The organism is Helicovermis profundi, from assembly GCF_033097505.1.
GTDB lineage: Bacteria > Bacillota > Clostridia > Peptostreptococcales > Acidaminobacteraceae > Helicovermis > Helicovermis profundi.
Genome location: NZ_AP028654.1, coordinates 1,991,745 through 2,009,697, shown reverse-complemented (window position 1 = coordinate 2,009,697; position 17,953 = coordinate 1,991,745). Strand labels below are relative to the sequence as shown.

The following is a 17,953-nucleotide window of genomic DNA, read 5'->3' as shown; positions in this document are numbered from 1 at the left end:
TTATAGCTAAGAGGTAAGATTTTAATGTTAAAAAAAGGGGGGAGAATTTTGAAAAAAGGTGTATCAACTTTTTCAATAATTTGGATTACATGGATTTTGTTAACTGGATTAAATACTAATGAATTGATTTTAGGATTTGTTGTTTCAGTGTTACTTTCTTATGTTATTAGAAGTATAATTGACTATGAATTTTCTTTTAACAGTATTCCAAAGATTATTAAATTTTTTGTAGTATATATTCCAGTATTTTTACTTGAATTAATTAAGGCGAATCTTGATGTGGCATATAGGGTACTTAGCCCGTCGATGCCTATTAATCCAGGTTTTGTTAGAATACCTACGAATATAAAAAGTGAATATGGAAGACTTACTTTAGCAAATTCAATAACGCTTACACCAGGTACAATATCTGTTGATGTATCAGATGATAGTGTATATATTCATTGGATTGATGTTAAAGGAAGTAATAACGAAGAATACCAAAAGAATGTTTCGGGTTCTTTTGAGAAAATTCTAGGGGGTATTTTCAATTGATGAATACATTGGTATTTTTACTTATTGGAATTGGAATATTATTTACTTTTCTAAGACTCGTTATTGGACCTTCTACTTTTGATAGAGTGCTTAGTTTAGATATTATTAATATTATTATAACTGGCGCTTTAGTTTTTATTGGATTTATTTTTAATAATGAATTATATTTAGATATTGCAATTGTATATGCAATTCTTTCGTTTATTGAAACTGTAGTATTTGCAAGATATTTGGAGGGTCGCATATGATATTTTTAGCGAATTTTTTCTTGATTGTAGGTGCGTTTTTTTATGCTATTGGTGGTCTTGGAGTATTTCGTATGCCAGATGTATATAATAGATCTCAGGCAGCAACGAAAGCAACAACGCTTGGTACTTTAGCTTTACTAATAGGTATAGCAATACTTAATCCTTCGTGGACTCCAAAACTTTTACTAATAGCTGTATTTATTGCAATAACAAATCCAATTGGAAGTAGTGCTCTTATTCGCAGCGCATATTTATCAAATATTAAGGTTGATAAGAGGACTAAAATTGATGAATTAAAAGATTTTTACAATAATGAGGAGGAAGAAAATTATGAAAATAATTAATATAGTTGAAATTGTTACTTCCTTGTTGTTACTTATATTAGCTATTCTTGCAGTTAGCAGTAAAAAAATGATTAATTCAATAATCTATTTGTCGTTTTTAAGTATGCTTGCTGTTGTAAGTTTTGTAATTATGCGTTCTCCTGATGTTGCAATCACTGAAGCAGTAATTGGTTCTGGTCTTGTAACAGCAGTATTTTTGTTCACCCTATTATCAATGAAGAAAGTAGGTGACAAAAAATGAAAAAAATAGTAGCAATTTTATTCCTTGGAATTTTAGGCTTTTTTATTTTTAGTGGAATATACGCTAATGATGCATTTGGAAGCTTTGGAAAAGTAAATCTTAATGATAGAGTTTCAAATAAATTTATTACAAAAAGTGTTACAAATGATAATGAAATAGTTGAATATAACAAGTCTTCTAATTTAGAAACGGGTTCTTCTAACTATGTTACTTCAATTGTTGTAAACTATAGATCCTTTGATACACTCGGTGAAGTAACTGTGCTTTTTGTCTCTTCACTTGGAGTTGCTCTCTTACTTGGTTCTTTTGGTGGTAAATTAACACTTAAATATAAAGCGAATTTTATATTAAGAGTTGGAGCTAAAACGGTGTTTCCACTAATTGCACTTATAGGAATTTATATTTTCACTCATGGGCATTTAACTCCTGGTGGTGGTTTTCCAGGTGGTAGCATGATTGCCTCGGCAGTTTTATTACTATATTTATCAGATGAAAACTTTAGAGCGAAGATGAGTTCATTTAAACTTACTGAGAGCCTTATGGGTAGTTTATATGTACTTGTTGGAATATTTGGCTTATTTACAGCTGGTTATTTCTTAAGTAACTTCTTAAACACAGGAGTTGTGGGTAATTTATTTAGTGCGGGTATTGTTCCAATCGTGTATGTTCTTGTAGGACTAAAGGTTGGCTCGGAACTAACAGGAATTATTACAGATTTCCTGAAAGAGGAGGTCAATGAATAATGATACAATACGTTTCGATATTACTTATGTTAATAGGTATATATGGTCTATTAATTAATAAAAACATAATTAAAATAATTGTTGCATTAAATATATTTGAAGTTGGATTAAATATTTTCATTATAAGCGTTGGGTTTGTAAGTGGAGGTGTTGCACCTATATTAACATCAGTTAATAATAGTTCAGCACTAATATTTGTAGATCCACTTCCGCAGGCGCTAGTTCTTACGTCTATTGTAATTGGACTAGGTACTACTGCTCTTGCTCTTGGGATTGCAAGAAAAATGTATACTACTTATAATTCTTTAGATCTTGAAGAGATAGGAGGTATTAATAATGACTAATCCAGTACTTTTAATTGTAATTCCCTTATTAATGGCATTTTTATCTATTGCATTAAAAAAGAGCAAAAAAACACTTCTTTTTTTAGCAGCTATTTTTAATGTTTTACAAGTATTTATTATACAAAATGGAAACTATATTATTGGAGGATTTAAAGCTCCCTATGGTATCAACCTAAATTTAGATAGTTATTCTCATTTAGCTGTAATTTCAATAAATATTTTATTTTTACTTGTAATTGTAATGTCTAGTGAGAAAATAAATAAGTATTCTACTGTACTTTTAGTATCTCTTGCAGGACTAAATGGAATGCTTTTAACGGGAGATTTATTTAATTTATTTGTATTTTTAGAGATTGTTTCTATAACTGCTTATATACTTTCTACAGAATCAAAAAAATATAAATATTCTTTTAACTATCTAACACTAGGTACATTAGGTTCAGGGCTGTATTTATTTGGGCTTATTGTTCTATATGCGATATTTGGAAGTTTAAATATGGCCGATATTAGCTCGAAAATGGTTTCTTATGACGCAAATAAGCTTATAGTTCCTATGATGTTAATCTTTGTTGGATTAGCTGTAGAAGCTAAATTACTTCCATTTAACGGCTGGGCAAAGGGCGTTTATGGTAATACAAATAGTTTGATAGGTGCATTATTTGCATCTGTTTATGCTGGTACTATTTTATTTGTATTTGGAAGAGTGTTTGGACAAGTATTATTGGTAAGTAGTTATTTAAAAGGCGTATTAATTGTTATTGGTTTAGTAACTTTAATAGCAGGAGAAGCCTCGGCATTTAGTAAAACAAAGTTAAGAGAAATATTGGTTTTTTCTAGTATAGCTCAGTCTGGTCTAGTAGCACTATTATTTGTATCAGGACTTATTTTTCCAGCAGTGCTTCAATTACTTAATAATATTATAGCAAAAGCCATTATGTTTACAGTAGCTGGTAGAATATCTGATGAAGCTGCTACTGACGATGTTGATAGTTTAAAGGGACTTTTTGCAGAGAATAAATTAATTGGTTTTGCTTTCACTGTATCAGCACTTTCTCTTATAGGTTTACCTTTATTTTACGGTTTCTATTCAAAAATAAACCTTCTTTTAGGATTGTTTTCAAAATCAAGTTTACTAGTAGCAGCTTTTATACTACTTGCAACAATAGTAGAAGGTGCTTATTTTATCAGATTATTAGTTAAACTTTGGGATCCAGGAGAAGAAGGTAAAGAATCAAATATTAAATATATTACAGATAAAAAAGTAGAATTTGATGTTAGTAAAAAGATAATAGTTTTTGCTCTTTCATTAATTATTTTACTTGCAGGAATTTATCCAAGTCTTGTAAAAGATAATTTGTTTAATACGGATAAATTACTAAATGAAGATAATCCTTCATATATGTTTAATCTAAAAGGAGGGATGTAATTTGGGTTTTTCTACATTAATTCTATTTATGATTATATCTGCAATTGTTACTTATGCAGTATCTAAACAAAATAGTAAGGCAGGAGCTTATTTAACAGTTTTATTTTCTACAATCAGTTTGCTTATATTATTTTTAGGGAAAAGCAATATAGGAAATGAATTTACTTTGCTTTATATGAATTTTAAAGTTACTGCTATTGGGTGGTATTTTTCAATAATAATGGTACTTATATATTCGTCAACATCATTTTTTAATCCATATTGGATGGAAAAAATACTTCATAAAAGTAGTTATAATTTTCTTTATATGTTTTCTTTAGCTGCAACTGTCGGACTGTTTTTTTCAGCAGATTTAATAACCTTATTTATATTTTGGGAAATAGTTGTATGGTCTTCAACCTTTATAGTTCCACTTGGAAAATCAAGAAGAGCAGCAGTTGTTTACTATACAATAAGTAGTGTTGGTTCAATGGCAACTCTATTTGCAATAATGTTTGTTTATTCAAAATCAGGAACTTTTAATATAAACGAGGCATTTGCATTTTTAGCAACTCAGCCAACTATTGCTAGCTTTGTATTCTTTACATTTATTATGGCTGGTTTAACTAAAATTGGTATATTCCCATTCCATATTTGGCTTCCACTAGCTCATGGTAGTGCACCTCATACATTTTCACCAGTACTTTCAGGTGGACTTGTTAAAATGGGAGCATTTATAGCCTATATAAGTGTTGGAGTTCTTCCAGCTTATAAAGCCTTTTCGACTAGTTTAAAAATTATGGGTATGCCAGTTCAAATATATCTACTTATGGTGCTTGGTGCAATTAGTATGGTAGTAGGTACATTAATGGCAATAAAGCAAGATGATGCGAAAAAATTAATTGCATATTCATCCGTTGCAAATGGTGGATATATATTAGTGGGTCTTCTTATGATGGATCAATTAACATTTGCAGGTGCTCTTATGCATATATTTAATCATGCAATAGCTTCTGCTGCAGCATTTCTTACAATTGCAGCAATTGCTCATAGAACTGGAACAACAAAAATATCAGAGCTTGGTGGTATGATTCATAAAATGCCAGTTTCTTATGTAGTTTATTTGATTTCTATAATTTCTCTTGCTGGAATTCCTCCTATGGGTGGATTTGTTTCAAAATGGTTGATTGTTCAAGGGCTTGCAAGTAAAGGACTAATATTTATAGCTTTTGCAGCATTTTTCGGTTCAATTGGTTCTTTCTTATATGTATTTAGACCACTTGCTGGGCTTTTCCTTGGTCAGTTAGCACCTAAATACGAAAATATAAAACCTTCTACAATATTTATGAAAATTCCAATGGTTATATTAGCAGCTATGTCAATTTTCTTTGGAGTTTTTCCTAAATATTTATTAGCAGTTATTGGTGAAATTCAATCATCAATTGGTATTGATCCAATTATGATGAATGGAAATACAATAGTTGCAATAAACGGTGTATTAAATTCAAATAAAGTTGCTCTTATATTTGGATTTGGTTTTATGATAAGTTTAGTGATATTTTTAGTTCTTCCAAAGAGTAGAAAAGTTGGCTTAATGGATACCTTTACTTCAGCTGAATTTATATATACTCCGGAGCTTTATCATTATGCAAATAGTTTCTACGCTCCATTTGAAAGACTTTATAAAAACCATCCGTCAGTTGAAAAGTTTTTAGATAAATTTGCAATTAAGACAGAAGAATTTGGACTACTTATAAATTCTCTATTCTTTAGTCATAAACCAAGTATTACAGTCTTTTGGGCCATGGCTATTATGACATTAATTTTTTTAGGCGGTGTTAATATATGAATATAATGAATTTTATTTATGCATTTTTACTTTTATTATTTGCATTCTTTTTTCAAACAAGTATTACTGGAATAAATAGAAAAGTAATGGCAAGACTTCAAAGAAGAAGAGGACCGAGATGGTTTCAGCAATATATAGATATATTTAAAGCTATGAGTAAAGGATCTACAAGTCATGGATGGATATTTGATTTTGGAGTAATAATGGCACTTGGTGGAATTATGGCAACTGCTATTTTAATTCCAATTGGTCCGTTAAAGGCCTTCCCTGATGTAGATAATATCTTTATTATTACTTACTTACTTGCTGTTGGTATGCTTGGAATGGCAATGAGTGCATCGGGTTCAGGTAACCCGTGGGCAAGTATTGGTGTAAGTCGTGCCTTAACAAATATGCTTGCATATGATGTGCCATTTATGGTTTTAATAGTTTCATTTATTTTTGCTTTTAAAACTTCATCACTTTCAGGATTTGCAGCACTTCAGCAAGGCGCTGGAGTAATGGGGTGGAACTTCTTTAGATTTCCACTTGGAGGAATACTTGCTTTAATTTGTTTACAAGGAATGCTTGGTAAAAAACCTTTTGATTCATTTATTGCTCCTGCTGAAATAGCATCTGGACCAATGGTTGAGTATGGTGGAAGACATTTAGGAATGCTATTTTTACTTCACGAATTTTCAACATTTATTGAAGTATCAATAATTGTGCATATATTTTTTGGTGGAGGAGCAAGTCCTCTTGAATTTATGATTAAGTACGCTCTGCTTTATACATTTATGAATATAATTGCTGGAGTATTTCCAAGATTTAAAATTGACCAAGCGGTTAAGTTTTATTACAAGGTGCCACTTGCACTTGCATTTATACAAGGTTTAATCATTATATTTACAGGTTTGGGGGTGTCTTAAAGAGTGGAGATTATTAGTAATAATTTAGAAAAAGATAAAAAAGACATGAGAAAAGTATGGGAAAAAATAGGTGACTATTTTAGAGCGAATTCAATTTGGATGATGTGGTATTGTACTGGTTGTGGTGCAATAGAAATGCCACCAACAATGACTTCAAGATTTGATATGGAGCAACTTGGTATGGGTCCTATGGCAACACCAAGACAGGCAGATGTTCTTCTTATCACAGGATATTTAAGTGCAAAAACTTTAAGACGTGTTATATATTCTTATGAACAGATGCAAGATCCTAAATACGTTATAGGATTTGGATCATGTACTATTAACGGAGGTATTTACTATGATTCATATGCAACTATGAAACAATTGGATCATTATTTACCTGTAGATTTATATATAGCAGGATGTATGCCAAGACCGGAAGCTGTTATGAATGGTTTTGACACTCTTATATCTATGATAAAAAAGGGTGAAGCAAAGGGCTGGAAACACTATCAAGAAAATTATGATTGGTACCATGAAAATCAATTACATTCATTAGGGGAGGTGTATGTTAAAGATGAATTCCATGAATAGCATTTATGAAAATTTAAATAGTAAATTTAACATATTAAGCGTTGATTATCCTGATGATATGCAAATGGCGATTGATTTAGAAGAAAAAGATATTCATACAGTTTTAGCATATCTAAAATCAGATGGATATACACAGTTAAGTATATTAACGTGTGTAGATTGGCTTAAAGAGGGTGTGCTTCAATTAGTGTACGTAATTTTTAATTGGGACAGTGGTATTCATATATTAGTTAGAACTAAATTAGATAGAGATAAACCATTATTTAGAACTGTTATGGAAATTTACCCTGGCGCAGAGTTCTATGAAAGGGATGTTCATGAATTTTTTGGAGTAGAATTTGAAGGTAATGAAAGATCATATAAACATTTATTCCTTGAATTATGGGACGCAGAGCCTCCAATGAGAAAAGATTTTGATACACAAGCATATTCCGATAAAAAATATGCACCAAGAGAATATAAATCAAAATTCATTTCAGAAAAGGGAGGCGAAAAATAATGAAAGAAGTTAAATTGTTTTTAGGACCTCAGCATCCTGGAATGCATGGTAACTATAGTGTGCATATGTACGTAGATGGAGATATAATAAAAAAAGCAAATCCAATGCCTGGAATGTTACACCGTGGTTTTGAAAAATTAATGGAGCGAAGATATTGGATGGGTAATATCGCTCTTATTCCAAGAATTTGTGTTGTAGAACCTGATATAAATGAAATGGTTTATGCAATGGGAGTTGAAAAATTAGCTAAAATTGAGGTTCCTGAAAGAGCTCATTGGATTCGTATGATAATTTTAGAGCTAGCAAGGCTTGCAATTCATTTAATGTCATTTGGTGGAATTGGTGGACCAACGGGTTTATATACTGCAAGTTATTGGTCGGTAGCTGATAGAGATTTAATACTCGATATTTTCGAAAAAATAACTGGTGCTAGAGTTTACCATATGTATATTGTTGCTGGAGGGGTAAGAAAAGATTTGCCGAAAGGGATTGAAGAGGAAATCATAAAATTTTTAGATTATATTGAAACAAGATTTCCAGAGTACGAAGAATTAATCTTAAAAAATCCGATTATCCATGCTAGATTAAAAGATAATATTTTACTTCCTAAAGAAGTAGTTCACGAGCTAGGTGTTACTGGAATTGGAATGAGAAGTGCCTTTAATAAAGCAAATGATATAAGAAAAGTAAAGCCTTATGCAAGATATGATCAAGTTGAATTTGATGTTCCCTTTGGTCCGTATTCTGATGCATATACTAGAGTTTCTTATAAATTAATTGAAATGAAACAAAGTGTTAGAATTATTAGACAGTCGTTAGAAAAAATGCCTAAAGAAGGACCGGTAAGAGTTAGTTATTCAACGGGCAATGCAATTAGATGGACAGTTCCATCTGGCATGGTTTATCCAGTTATTGAATCTTCAAGAGGAGAATATGGTTATTTAATGGTATCTGATGGATCAGATAAACCGTATAGAATAGCTGTAAGAGGAGCATCTTATCCTCAAGGACTACTTGGAGTTGAAAAATATTTACCTGGGCACAGAATTGATGATGCATCAATTTGGATGGCTACTATGGATGTTTGTGCGCCAGAAATAGATAGGTAAGGGGGAAAAAAAATTGGCTAAAGATAAAAGTGTTTTTTCACCAATTGGTGCTTGGAAATATCTAACTAAAAAGCCTGTTACAATTCCTAAAACTTTAGTTTTTGATACTCCAAGAGAAGCATCTGATAATTATAGAGGATTTCATATTAATGACTGGGATAAATGCGTAGGATGTGGTACTTGTGCAGAAATATGCCCAACAAATGCAATCAATATGATAGAAATTCCAACTTTAGAACAATCAAAAGGCAATAAGCCAGAAAGACCTGCAATAGATTATGGTAGATGTAGTTTTTGTGCACTATGTGTTGATATATGTACATCTGATTCCTTATCTATGTCAAAAGAATATATTCATCTTTCAAAGGATGCAGATACATTTTATTTTCTTCCAGAAATTGATGGAATTCATGAAATTGAATATAAAGATGGATATGTTCGAGATGAAGTTTCTGAGCTTTTAGATTTAGAAAGATATAAAATGGATGAAATTAAACATGATGGAAGAGCTGAATCTTTTATGGAAATTATTAAAGGTTATTCAAAGGAAATGGCTATTGCAGAAGCTTCAAGATGTGTGGAATGTGGAATATGCACATTTACATGTCCTGCACATATGAATATTCCAGAATATATTAAGTCAGTTTGGACAGAAAATATGGAAGAAGGAATAGATTATCTTTATAAAACTAACCCACTTTCAAATGTTTGTGGTAGGGTTTGTACACATACATGTGAAAGTGCATGTGTTATAGGAAATAGAGGAAAACCTGTAGCTATTAGATGGCTTAAAAGGTATATAATTGATAATACACCTAAAGAAGATTTTGAAAGAGTTGTTCTTTCGAATGTATCTGAAAAAATTAATGGTAAAGTAGGTATTATTGGTGGTGGACCTGCTGGCCTATCATGTGCTTACTATTTAAGAACTTTAGGATATGAAGTAGATATATATGAAGAAAAACCACTTCTTGGTGGAGCGGTAAGATATGGGGTTCCAGAATATAGACTTCCAGAAGAATCTGTAAAAGAAGATGTTGAAATGATAAGAAAAATGGGAGTTAATTTTATTGTTAATACGAAAGTTGGTAGAGATATATCTTTTGATGAAATAAAAAATACTCATGATGCTGTATTTTCAGGAACCGGAAATTGGATTCCTAAAAAACTTAGAGTTAAAAATGTAGATCATCCAGATATTAGATTTGCTGCTAAATTTCTTCAAGAATCTAGAGACTATTCAAGAAATTTAGGCGAAATGCCTGAGTTTGAAGACGATTTAATTGTTATTGGTGGTGGTGATGTTTCATTTGACGTCGCTAGATCACTTTTAAGACTCCAAACCATAAAAAATGGTAAAACAAATATTAAATTTATTGCTAGAAAGCCATCACAATTTTTAGCTTGTGATCCTGAAGAATTTGAAGAAGGAACAGAAGAAGGTCTTAAATTTCATCTTGATAGATCACCAGTTGAGATATTAATTGATGATAACAATAAAATTTACGGAGTAAAAGTTGCAAGATGTACTTCAGTAATGACTGAAAGTGGAAAAGCTAAAACAACATGCACAGACGAGACTGAAGAAATTTACGCTAAAGAAGTATTTATGTCAGTAGGTAGTGATCCGGATTTTGAATATTTTACTGATGAAATTATTGATAATCTAGAGATTTCAAGAAATAAAATAAAAGTAAAAGAAGATGGTCAGGTTGAAGGATATCCTTGGCTGTTTGCAGGTGGTGATATAACAAGAGGACCTGATATTATAACTGCAGTTGCAGATGGACATAAAGCAGCTATGGGTATTGATGAATATTTATATAATAAAGCAAAAAACAAAAATTAATACACTGTGATATTAATATTATTAAAGGTTATTTCTATTTATTAGAAGTAACCTTTTTTTTAGTGTGCCCAGCATGGGCACAATCTAACGGGTGAAAGTCCCTAACATACCCTAGTAGTGGGAAGTGTATAGCTGTAGATAGGCATTTTATTTACTATTATAACACTTATTATTCTTCAAAATAAACAAAGGACCTACATTAAATAATTGACTAAATTTTAATCAGATTATTTAATATAGGCCCTTTTTATGTTATGCTATCATAAAATAATTAAGAAAGGAAAAAAGACAGAAGAGCCCTTCGAAAGTTTCTTCTGCCTTTCTAAATGCTTACGTAAATCCATAGGATTTTCATAAGTAAGACATATATTATGATAACTATTTTTTCTACAATAATCAAGTCTTTTTCACAAAATTCTTATAATACGATGATTGATCATTTACCGTTTCATCGCCTTTCTTGTAGCTGTGGCCAAAAGGGCTGTCTTATTAAACACGCCTATTATAAACGTTTTATTAAAATTTCTGGTAAATTATACGAACTAAAAATTCTAAGATTAATCTGTAAATGTTGTGGTAAAACTGAATCAGTTCTACCAAGTTGGATTGTTCCTTATTCTCAAATATTATTAAAGGATATTATCACAGTTATTCAGACTTATTTAAAAAAATTACCTTTCGAAAATATTATGATCAACAACTTACTTATTGATGAAAGTAACATTAGATATATTATTCGTCAGTTCAATCGGCACTGGAGAGAGCGATTAGCTGTTTTTAAGATACCAATAAATCATAAATTTACAACTATTATGTCTTTTAAAAAATATAATAGACAGTTTATGCAAATTAAAAGCACTTCAAATATTTTATTTAATAACACCCACATAACTTAGTTTTACGCTTACTTTTTAATGATTTATACTCCTAATAAACTTATAAATACAGGAGGATTTTTTAATGAATAACGATGATAAGCAAAAAATTGCACTTTTTAGGTATAGCATTCTTGCTCCATTAATTAGCGGAACATGTGATGATTCGAAATCTAATAAGGCTTTTTTTCGTGATGCCTCTCATAACACTTATACCAATCCGAGGGGCATGGATACTATTATTTCGGCTACAACTATAGAGCGTTGGTACTATAGTTATCAAAAATATGGTTTTGATGGTCTAATGCCTAAAAGGCGTAATGATACAGGTCAATCAAGAAAACTTGATGATGATATGATAGAGCAAATTAACTATCTTAAAAGTGAATATCCAAGAATTCCTGCTACATTAATTCATCAAAAGTTAATTAGTAATGGCACTATTAACAAAGGTGAAATTTCACTTTCAACAATTAATAGATATGTAAATCAATTAAATAAAAATAATCTTTATACCAATAATAAGGATATGAGAAGATATGAGCGTCCTCATATCAATGAAGTATGGTGTGGTGACAGCAGTGTTGGACCTTACTTAATGATTAATAGGAAAAAACATAAAGTGTGGATTATTGCTATGTTAGATGATGCTTCACGTATGATAACTGGTATTGACGTATTTTTTAATGATAATACAGTTAATGTAATGTCTGTACTAAAATCTGCAGTTTCAAAATATGGAAGACCAAAACGACTAAATTTTGATAATGGATCTTCATATAAAAATAAGCAAATCACCTTACTTGCTGCTCGCATTGGTTCAACGCTTAACTACAATCCACCTTATACACCAACTGGAAAAGCTAAGGTAGAAAGGTTCTTTAAAACCCTTAAACAACAGTGGATGAGTGGACTTAACATGAATGATTTTTCATCACTCGAGGATCTTCGTTTATCACTTTTAATATATGTAAAATCTTACAATCAAAAGATTCATAGTTCTTTAAACGGATTATCACCAATGGACCGTTTTTTTAGTGAATCAGCGCTTATCAAAAGATTAAGTGAAGATCATATTTATAAAAGTTTTCTACTTGAAATAGAGCGGCGAGTTTCAACAGATAATGTAGTTGTAATTAATGAAGTGGAATATGAAGTGCATTATAGATTTTCTAAACAAAGAATTACTTTAAGGTATTCACCTGATATGAAAAATATTTTTATATTAGATAAATATACAGGAGATTTAACGCCTATTAAGTTACTAAATAAGCATGAAAATTCTAAAATCAAACGTGAAAAAGTTAAATTAACAGGAGGAAAAAATTAATGGATTATACAAGTCGTTTTGGGTTAGATTTTAACCCATTTATAAAAAATAGTAAAGAAATAATAATTGAAACATCTGAATACAAAGAAACTTTGTTAAGACTTAATATACTACTTGAAACTAGAGGATTTGGTCTTATTACAGGATCACCTGGAAAAGGTAAAACAACTATTATAAGAAGTTGGTCTAAAATACTAAATCCTTCACTTTTTAAGGTTATTTATAGTTCATTATCAACTCTAACTGTAGCTGAATTTTATAAAAATTTAGCTCAGCAATTAGGTTTAGAGCCAATGATGAGAAAAAATGATAATTTTAAGATAATTCAAAATGAAATTACTAGATACGCTGTTGAAAAACGCATAACTCCGGTTATTATTATTGATGAAGCAAATTACATTAATAATGGTATACTAAATGATTTGAAAATTCTTTTCAATTTTGAAATGGATTCAAAAGATCGTGCAGTTGTATTATTAGTTGGACTTCCAAATATAAATAATACTCTTAGATTAGTATCACACGAACCGCTAAGACAAAGAATAACTATGAATTATCATTTAGATGGACTAAATAAAGAAGAAGCTAGAAGCTATATAAAAAATAAACTCATCGGAGCTAATTGTCATGTAAATATTTTTAGTGAAGGAGCCTTAGAAGGCATAATTAACTCTTCAAATGGTATACCAAGAATTATTAATAAAATATGTAATGCATGCTTATTAATAGGTAATAATCAAAATATTACAGATATTAATAACGATATTGTAATGATGGCGGTTAATGAAACTGAATTAGGATAAAAAATAATAAAACTATGATTTAGTTATTTAATCATGGTTTTATTTCATTTTAAAACACATTATTTAACATGAATAAGCTACATCAATAAATTTGAATATGCTATTTTTTTAGCTATTTTTAACGTAATTTAATTTGAAGAATCCAACATCAAATAATTTGACAATCAACATATAGCTTATGGCAAGGGTGTCCTTGGTGACGAGGAATCTGAAGGAAGCCGGCGGCAAATCTCTGGTCTGACGAACAGAAATCACATAAGGCGCAAGTTGATGGATAAGGTTGCTAAACAAATCAAAGTCCAATAACTACTCGGAATCAACAGCGTAAATGTGGCAGATACATGGAGAGAAAGATTGTGTTCTTACCTGGGGAGATCTCATGGACATGTGAAACATTTGTGTGAATCGTGGTTGAAATAAGATTTATCATGAGAAGTCAGCCGATACCATATTAGTGACTTCGCCTATGAAGTCATGAAGGGTTGAACCTAAGGAGGTGAAAGTCAATGAATGTTACCGAAATCGGGATGAAGAAAAGCAGAAAATATTGTAGTGACAATGACTACTGTCGGAGAGCTAGTGCGGCACACGAAGGGTATGACAGAGTGCTTACCGAAAAGAGGATAACTGAAAACAACATCACCGATGCCGACAGAGATGCAAATGGACTTTTAGAACAAATCTTAGAATCTGCAAATCTGAATAAAGCCTATAAACAGGTGAAAAAGAATAAAGGTTCTCACGGCGTTGATGGAATGGAAGTAGAGCATCTTCTACAACATTTGCAAGACAATGGAGATGAGTTGAAAAAGGCCATACTGGATGGAAAATACCGTCCGCAACCAGTTCGACGAGTAGAAATACCGAAAGACAATGGAAAGAAACGACAGTTGGGAATACCAACAGTGGTAGATCGAATGGTGCAACAAGGAATTCAGCAAATACTATCGCCAATCTATGAAGCAACATTTAGTGAAAGCAGTTATGGCTTTAGACCAAAGCGAAGTGCTCATGATGCCTTAAAGAAGTGCAAAGAATATGCTAATGAAGGTTACACATATGTTGTAGACATGGATTTAGAGAAATTTTTTGATACAGTGAGTCAATCGAAAATGATAGAAATCCTATCAAGAACAATTAAAGATGGACGCGTCATTTCATTGATTCACAAATATTTAATAGCAGGAGCAATAGTCGATAGAAAGTTTGAAGAAACATCTATAGGTTTAGCACAGGGTGGAAACTTAAGCCCACTGTGCAGTAATATTATGTTGAATGAATTGGATAAAGAACTGGAACGTCGTGGAATACGCTTTGTTCGTTATGCAGATGATGCATTGCTGTTTGCAAAAACAAAACGGAGCGCTAAAAGGATACTGAGACATATTTTACCGTTCATCGAAGAGAAGCTAAAACTTCGTGTGAACAGAGAAAAGACCTCAGTGTCTTACATTGGACACATAAAGTTCTTAGGCTATGGATTCTATCCAAGTAGAGTTGGTATAAAACTGAGAGTGCACAAGAAAAATGTAGGCAAAATGAAAGTGAAAGTAAGAGAAATCACATCAAGAAGCAAAGGTATCAGTTATGAAGCTTTAAAGCTTAAACTGAAACAATTTGTTAGAGGTTGGGTGAATTATTTTAAACTAGCTGACATGAAAACTCTTTTACAACGTACTGACAGGTGGTTACGCAGAAGGCTTCGGATGTTTATCTGGAAAAGGTGGAAGAAAGTAAGAACGAGGTACAGAATGCTTAAGCGTCTCGGTTATAACCATTCCAATGCAATTAAGTATGCAAATACTAGAAAAGGCTACTGGCAAGTCGCCGGTAGCCAAATACTAAGTTGTTCTATCACAGATAATCGACTTAGAGAGTCTGGTTATCTATTCTTTTCTGATTATTACAAATCTGTTAATGCATAAACTTAGGAAACGCCGTATACGAGACCCGTATGTACGGTGTTGTGGAAGGTCGGGGGAATTATTCAATTTCCCCTCCTATCCGATTAAATAAATATATAAAAACTTTGTAGTAATATGTAGATATTCGTAGAAATGTGTAGATTCACTATTAAAATATTTTCATATTATAATTATTATTAATATATTATTGGAGGGTTACATGAAATCATTTCGTACAAAATTTATTTTGATAGTTTTGCTTTTAATTGCAATACCATTTATTTTATCAAATATAATAAATGAATATTATTTATCAAATGCTTATGAAAAAGAACTAATTGAACATAATAAAGTATCTGCAATAAATATTTCTGACCAGGTAAGCAATTTTATTGATAAGGCTTATGGTTTAACTGAAACAGTAGCAATGAATCATAGCGTAAGAAATTTTGATTCAGAAATGCAAAAAAAGATGGTAGTAGACATGGTAGGGAAAAATAATTTTTTTGATTTATTGTATATTCAAGATAAAAATGGTGATCAATCAGCTAGATCAAGTGGTAATTTAGGAAACCGAGCGAATAGATGGTGGTTTAAGCAAGAATTGGCTTCTGAAAAACCATTTGTTAGTAAATCATATTTTTCATTATCTGGAAATGTTCCAGTTACATCAGTAATTATACCAATTTACGATTTAAATAATAAACTTAATGGTGTAATGGGAGCAGATATAAAATTAACAGCACTTCAAAATATAATTGAAAAAACAAGTACCGACAGTAATTATGCATATATTTTAGATGGAGAAGGTGTTGTAATTGCGCATCCTAATAAAGAAGAAGTTGCTCAGCTTTATAATTATTTAAAAAAGAAAAAAACTGTACTAAAATTAGATTCAAATGGAAAAGTTATTATGGATGAAAAAGGTAATCAAAAGACTGAAGAAAAAGATATCGTTATTCCTAAAGAACTTGAAATTGCTACACAGAATGTGCTTAATGGAGAAAGTGGTACAATTACTTATAAAAACAAAGATGGAATAGATGTTATTAGTGCATATAACCCAATTAAATTGCTGGGAGATTCTAAAAGTTGGGCTGTAATAACTGTAGAGAAAAAACAAGATGCAATGAAATTTATATTTGCATCTAAAAAAAGAAATTTGTTAATTGGTACGGTAATGTTAATATTAGCTACAATAATATTAATGTTAGTTTCAAAAAGTTTTACTGAGCCAATTAAAAATTCTTCAAAGCATTTAGAATCTTTTGCTAAGGGTAATTTTGTTGTTGAGATTAATAAAAACGATTTAAAAAGAAAAGATGAACTTGGTGTAATTGTTAATGGAATAGAATTAATGAAAGATAATTTAACTAATTTAATTAATAATATTAAAGGAGAATCAGAAAATATTAATGAAAGAGTAAATAATGCTTTAGTAAATACGAATTCCCTTAAACTTGATATTGAAGATGTATCAGCAACTACTGAGGAATTAGCAGCTAATATGGAAGAAACTGCTGCTATATCTGATCAAATTTCATTAACAGCTCAGGAAATTGAATCTGCAGTACATTCATTAGCTAATACAGCTCAGGAAGGTGCTACAGTAAGTAGTGAAATAAATATAAGAGCTAATGATACGCAAAAAAATGTTATAAAATCACAAGAGAATATTGAATTAATATTAAGTGATACAAAAGTTGAACTTGAAAAAGCTATTAAAGAATCTAAAGTTGTAGAAGAAATAAATTTACTTTCAGATTCGATTATGCAAATCACTTCTCAAACAAATTTACTTGCACTTAACGCTGCAATTGAAGCTGCACGTGCAGGTGAAGCAGGAAAAGGGTTTTCAGTGGTTGCTGAAGAAATTAGAAGTTTGGCTGAACAATCTAAAGAAACTGTTTTAAAAATACAAGACATAACTTTAAAAGTTGTTGGTTCTGTAAAAAATCTTTCAAATAGTTCAAATAAATTGTTAAATTTTGTATCAAAAGATGTTAATAACGATTATGAAAAAATGCTCGAAATAGTGGAGTTTTATACTAACGACTCATCTAAATTTGAATCATTAGTAGGCGAGTTTAGTGCAACATCAGAGGAGATACTAGCTTCGATTGAGAGTATAACCGATTCTATAGAAGGGGTTTCAAGTGCTGCTAATGAGGGAGCAAAAGGTACTAGCGATATTGCACAAAAAATATATGATATAAATGAAAAATCAACTGAAATAGTGAATCAAATTAATAATTCTAAAGAAAGCAGTGAATCTTTGCTAGTAGAAACAGAAAAATTTAACATTTAAGAATTTGTAAAATGAAAAAAGTGGTATGTAAATTTAATACATACCACTTTTTTATAATTAGAGTTAAGGTAAACTTAATTTTAC

18 protein-coding genes are annotated in these 17,953 nt (G+C 30.8%); all 18 read left to right on the top strand.

The window, feature by feature from the left end:
* Positions 1 to 48: 48 nt before the first annotated feature.
* A complete protein-coding gene (locus AACH12_RS08990) occupies positions 49 to 534 on the top strand; it encodes a Na+/H+ antiporter subunit E (RefSeq protein WP_338535079.1) in 486 nt (161 codons plus the stop codon).
* Positions 534 to 782, top strand: coding sequence for a monovalent cation/H+ antiporter complex subunit F (locus AACH12_RS08985; RefSeq protein WP_338537367.1), 249 nt, complete (start codon positions 534 to 536; stop codon positions 780 to 782). The genes AACH12_RS08990 and AACH12_RS08985 overlap by 1 nt, the downstream gene beginning before the upstream one ends.
* A complete protein-coding gene (gene mnhG / locus AACH12_RS08980) occupies positions 779 to 1,126 on the top strand; it encodes a monovalent cation/H(+) antiporter subunit G (RefSeq protein ID WP_338535078.1) in 348 nt (115 codons plus the stop codon). The genes AACH12_RS08985 and mnhG overlap by 4 nt, the downstream gene beginning before the upstream one ends.
* Positions 1,113 to 1,367 carry a Na(+)/H(+) antiporter subunit B gene (locus tag AACH12_RS08975; RefSeq protein WP_338535077.1) on the top strand — a complete coding sequence of 85 codons (255 nt, stop codon included), beginning with the start codon at positions 1,113 to 1,115 and terminating at the stop codon, positions 1,365 to 1,367. Before mnhG ends, AACH12_RS08975 begins: the two co-directional genes overlap by 14 nt.
* Positions 1,364 to 2,110, top strand: a complete 747-nt coding sequence (locus AACH12_RS08970; protein WP_338535076.1) for a Na(+)/H(+) antiporter subunit B — start codon at positions 1,364 to 1,366, stop codon at positions 2,108 to 2,110. Before AACH12_RS08975 ends, AACH12_RS08970 begins: the two co-directional genes overlap by 4 nt.
* The gene (locus tag AACH12_RS08965) at positions 2,110 to 2,454 is read left to right on the top strand and encodes a sodium:proton antiporter (RefSeq protein ID WP_338535075.1); all 345 of its coding nucleotides are present in this window, start codon (positions 2,110 to 2,112) and stop codon (positions 2,452 to 2,454) included. The genes AACH12_RS08970 and AACH12_RS08965 overlap by 1 nt, the downstream gene beginning before the upstream one ends.
* A complete protein-coding gene (locus AACH12_RS08960) occupies positions 2,447 to 3,880 on the top strand; it encodes a complex I subunit 5 family protein (protein WP_338535074.1) in 1,434 nt (477 codons plus the stop codon). Before AACH12_RS08965 ends, AACH12_RS08960 begins: the two co-directional genes overlap by 8 nt.
* A 1-nt stretch (position 3,881) precedes the next feature.
* Complete coding sequence (locus AACH12_RS08955) at positions 3,882 to 5,708, top strand: proton-conducting transporter transmembrane domain-containing protein (protein ID WP_338535073.1); 1,827 nt, start codon at positions 3,882 to 3,884, stop codon at positions 5,706 to 5,708.
* Positions 5,705 to 6,616: a respiratory chain complex I subunit 1 family protein gene (locus AACH12_RS08950; RefSeq protein WP_463670983.1), complete on the top strand. Its 912-nt coding sequence runs from the start codon at positions 5,705 to 5,707 to the stop codon at positions 6,614 to 6,616. Before AACH12_RS08955 ends, AACH12_RS08950 begins: the two co-directional genes overlap by 4 nt.
* 3 nt (positions 6,617 to 6,619) lie before the next feature.
* On the top strand, positions 6,620 to 7,192 hold the full coding sequence (gene nuoB, locus AACH12_RS08945) for an NADH-quinone oxidoreductase subunit NuoB (protein ID WP_338535072.1): 573 nt from the start codon (positions 6,620 to 6,622) through the stop codon (positions 7,190 to 7,192).
* Positions 7,167 to 7,691 (top strand): NADH-quinone oxidoreductase subunit C, encoded by a 525-nt coding sequence (locus AACH12_RS08940; protein WP_338535071.1) that lies wholly within the window; start codon positions 7,167 to 7,169, stop codon positions 7,689 to 7,691. Before nuoB ends, AACH12_RS08940 begins: the two co-directional genes overlap by 26 nt.
* Positions 7,691 to 8,800, top strand: a complete 1,110-nt coding sequence (locus tag AACH12_RS08935; RefSeq protein ID WP_338535070.1) for an NADH-quinone oxidoreductase subunit D — start codon at positions 7,691 to 7,693, stop codon at positions 8,798 to 8,800. Before AACH12_RS08940 ends, AACH12_RS08935 begins: the two co-directional genes overlap by 1 nt.
* A 13-nt stretch (positions 8,801 to 8,813) precedes the next feature.
* Complete coding sequence (locus AACH12_RS08930) at positions 8,814 to 10,649, top strand: FAD-dependent oxidoreductase (protein ID WP_338535069.1); 1,836 nt, start codon at positions 8,814 to 8,816, stop codon at positions 10,647 to 10,649.
* 428 nt (positions 10,650 to 11,077) lie between these two features.
* Positions 11,078 to 11,545 carry a DUF6431 domain-containing protein gene (locus AACH12_RS08925; protein ID WP_338534917.1) on the top strand — a complete coding sequence of 156 codons (468 nt, stop codon included), beginning with the start codon at positions 11,078 to 11,080 and terminating at the stop codon, positions 11,543 to 11,545.
* A 64-nt stretch (positions 11,546 to 11,609) separates the two neighbouring features.
* A complete protein-coding gene (locus tag AACH12_RS08920) occupies positions 11,610 to 12,854 on the top strand; it encodes a DDE-type integrase/transposase/recombinase (RefSeq protein WP_338534918.1) in 1,245 nt (414 codons plus the stop codon).
* Complete coding sequence (locus tag AACH12_RS08915) at positions 12,854 to 13,657, top strand: ExeA family protein (RefSeq protein WP_338534919.1); 804 nt, start codon at positions 12,854 to 12,856, stop codon at positions 13,655 to 13,657. The genes AACH12_RS08920 and AACH12_RS08915 overlap by 1 nt, the downstream gene beginning before the upstream one ends.
* Before the next feature lie 506 nt (positions 13,658 to 14,163).
* On the top strand, positions 14,164 to 15,582 hold the full coding sequence (gene ltrA, locus AACH12_RS08910) for a group II intron reverse transcriptase/maturase (protein WP_338535068.1): 1,419 nt from the start codon (positions 14,164 to 14,166) through the stop codon (positions 15,580 to 15,582).
* A gap of 199 nt (positions 15,583 to 15,781) precedes the next feature.
* Positions 15,782 to 17,869 carry a methyl-accepting chemotaxis protein gene (locus AACH12_RS08905; protein WP_338535067.1) on the top strand — a complete coding sequence of 696 codons (2,088 nt, stop codon included), beginning with the start codon at positions 15,782 to 15,784 and terminating at the stop codon, positions 17,867 to 17,869.
* Positions 17,870 to 17,953 lie beyond the last annotated feature (84 nt).

Bases quoted from the DNA above. Each gene is read 5' to 3' on its own strand.
- AACH12_RS08950 (WP_463670983.1), top strand. From the start codon at position 5,705: ATGAATATAATGAATTTTATTTATGCATTTTTACTTTTATTATTTGCA.
- ltrA (WP_338535068.1), top strand. From the start codon at position 14,164: ATGAATGTTACCGAAATCGGGATGAAGAAAAGCAGAAAATATTGTAGT.
- AACH12_RS08975 (WP_338535077.1), top strand. From the start codon at position 1,113: ATGAAAATAATTAATATAGTTGAAATTGTTACTTCCTTGTTGTTACTT.
- mnhG (WP_338535078.1), top strand. From the start codon at position 779: ATGATATTTTTAGCGAATTTTTTCTTGATTGTAGGTGCGTTTTTTTAT.
- AACH12_RS08940 (WP_338535071.1), top strand. From the start codon at position 7,167: ATGTTAAAGATGAATTCCATGAATAGCATTTATGAAAATTTAAATAGT.
- AACH12_RS08915 (WP_338534919.1), top strand. From the start codon at position 12,854: ATGGATTATACAAGTCGTTTTGGGTTAGATTTTAACCCATTTATAAAA.
- AACH12_RS08935 (WP_338535070.1), top strand. From the start codon at position 7,691: ATGAAAGAAGTTAAATTGTTTTTAGGACCTCAGCATCCTGGAATGCAT.
- AACH12_RS08965 (WP_338535075.1), top strand. From the start codon at position 2,110: ATGATACAATACGTTTCGATATTACTTATGTTAATAGGTATATATGGT.
- AACH12_RS08905 (WP_338535067.1), top strand. From the start codon at position 15,782: ATGAAATCATTTCGTACAAAATTTATTTTGATAGTTTTGCTTTTAATT.
- AACH12_RS08925 (WP_338534917.1), top strand. From the start codon at position 11,078: ATGATTGATCATTTACCGTTTCATCGCCTTTCTTGTAGCTGTGGCCAA.
- AACH12_RS08920 (WP_338534918.1), top strand. From the start codon at position 11,610: ATGAATAACGATGATAAGCAAAAAATTGCACTTTTTAGGTATAGCATT.
- AACH12_RS08970 (WP_338535076.1), top strand. From the start codon at position 1,364: ATGAAAAAAATAGTAGCAATTTTATTCCTTGGAATTTTAGGCTTTTTT.
- AACH12_RS08985 (WP_338537367.1), top strand. From the start codon at position 534: ATGAATACATTGGTATTTTTACTTATTGGAATTGGAATATTATTTACT.
- AACH12_RS08960 (WP_338535074.1), top strand. From the start codon at position 2,447: ATGACTAATCCAGTACTTTTAATTGTAATTCCCTTATTAATGGCATTT.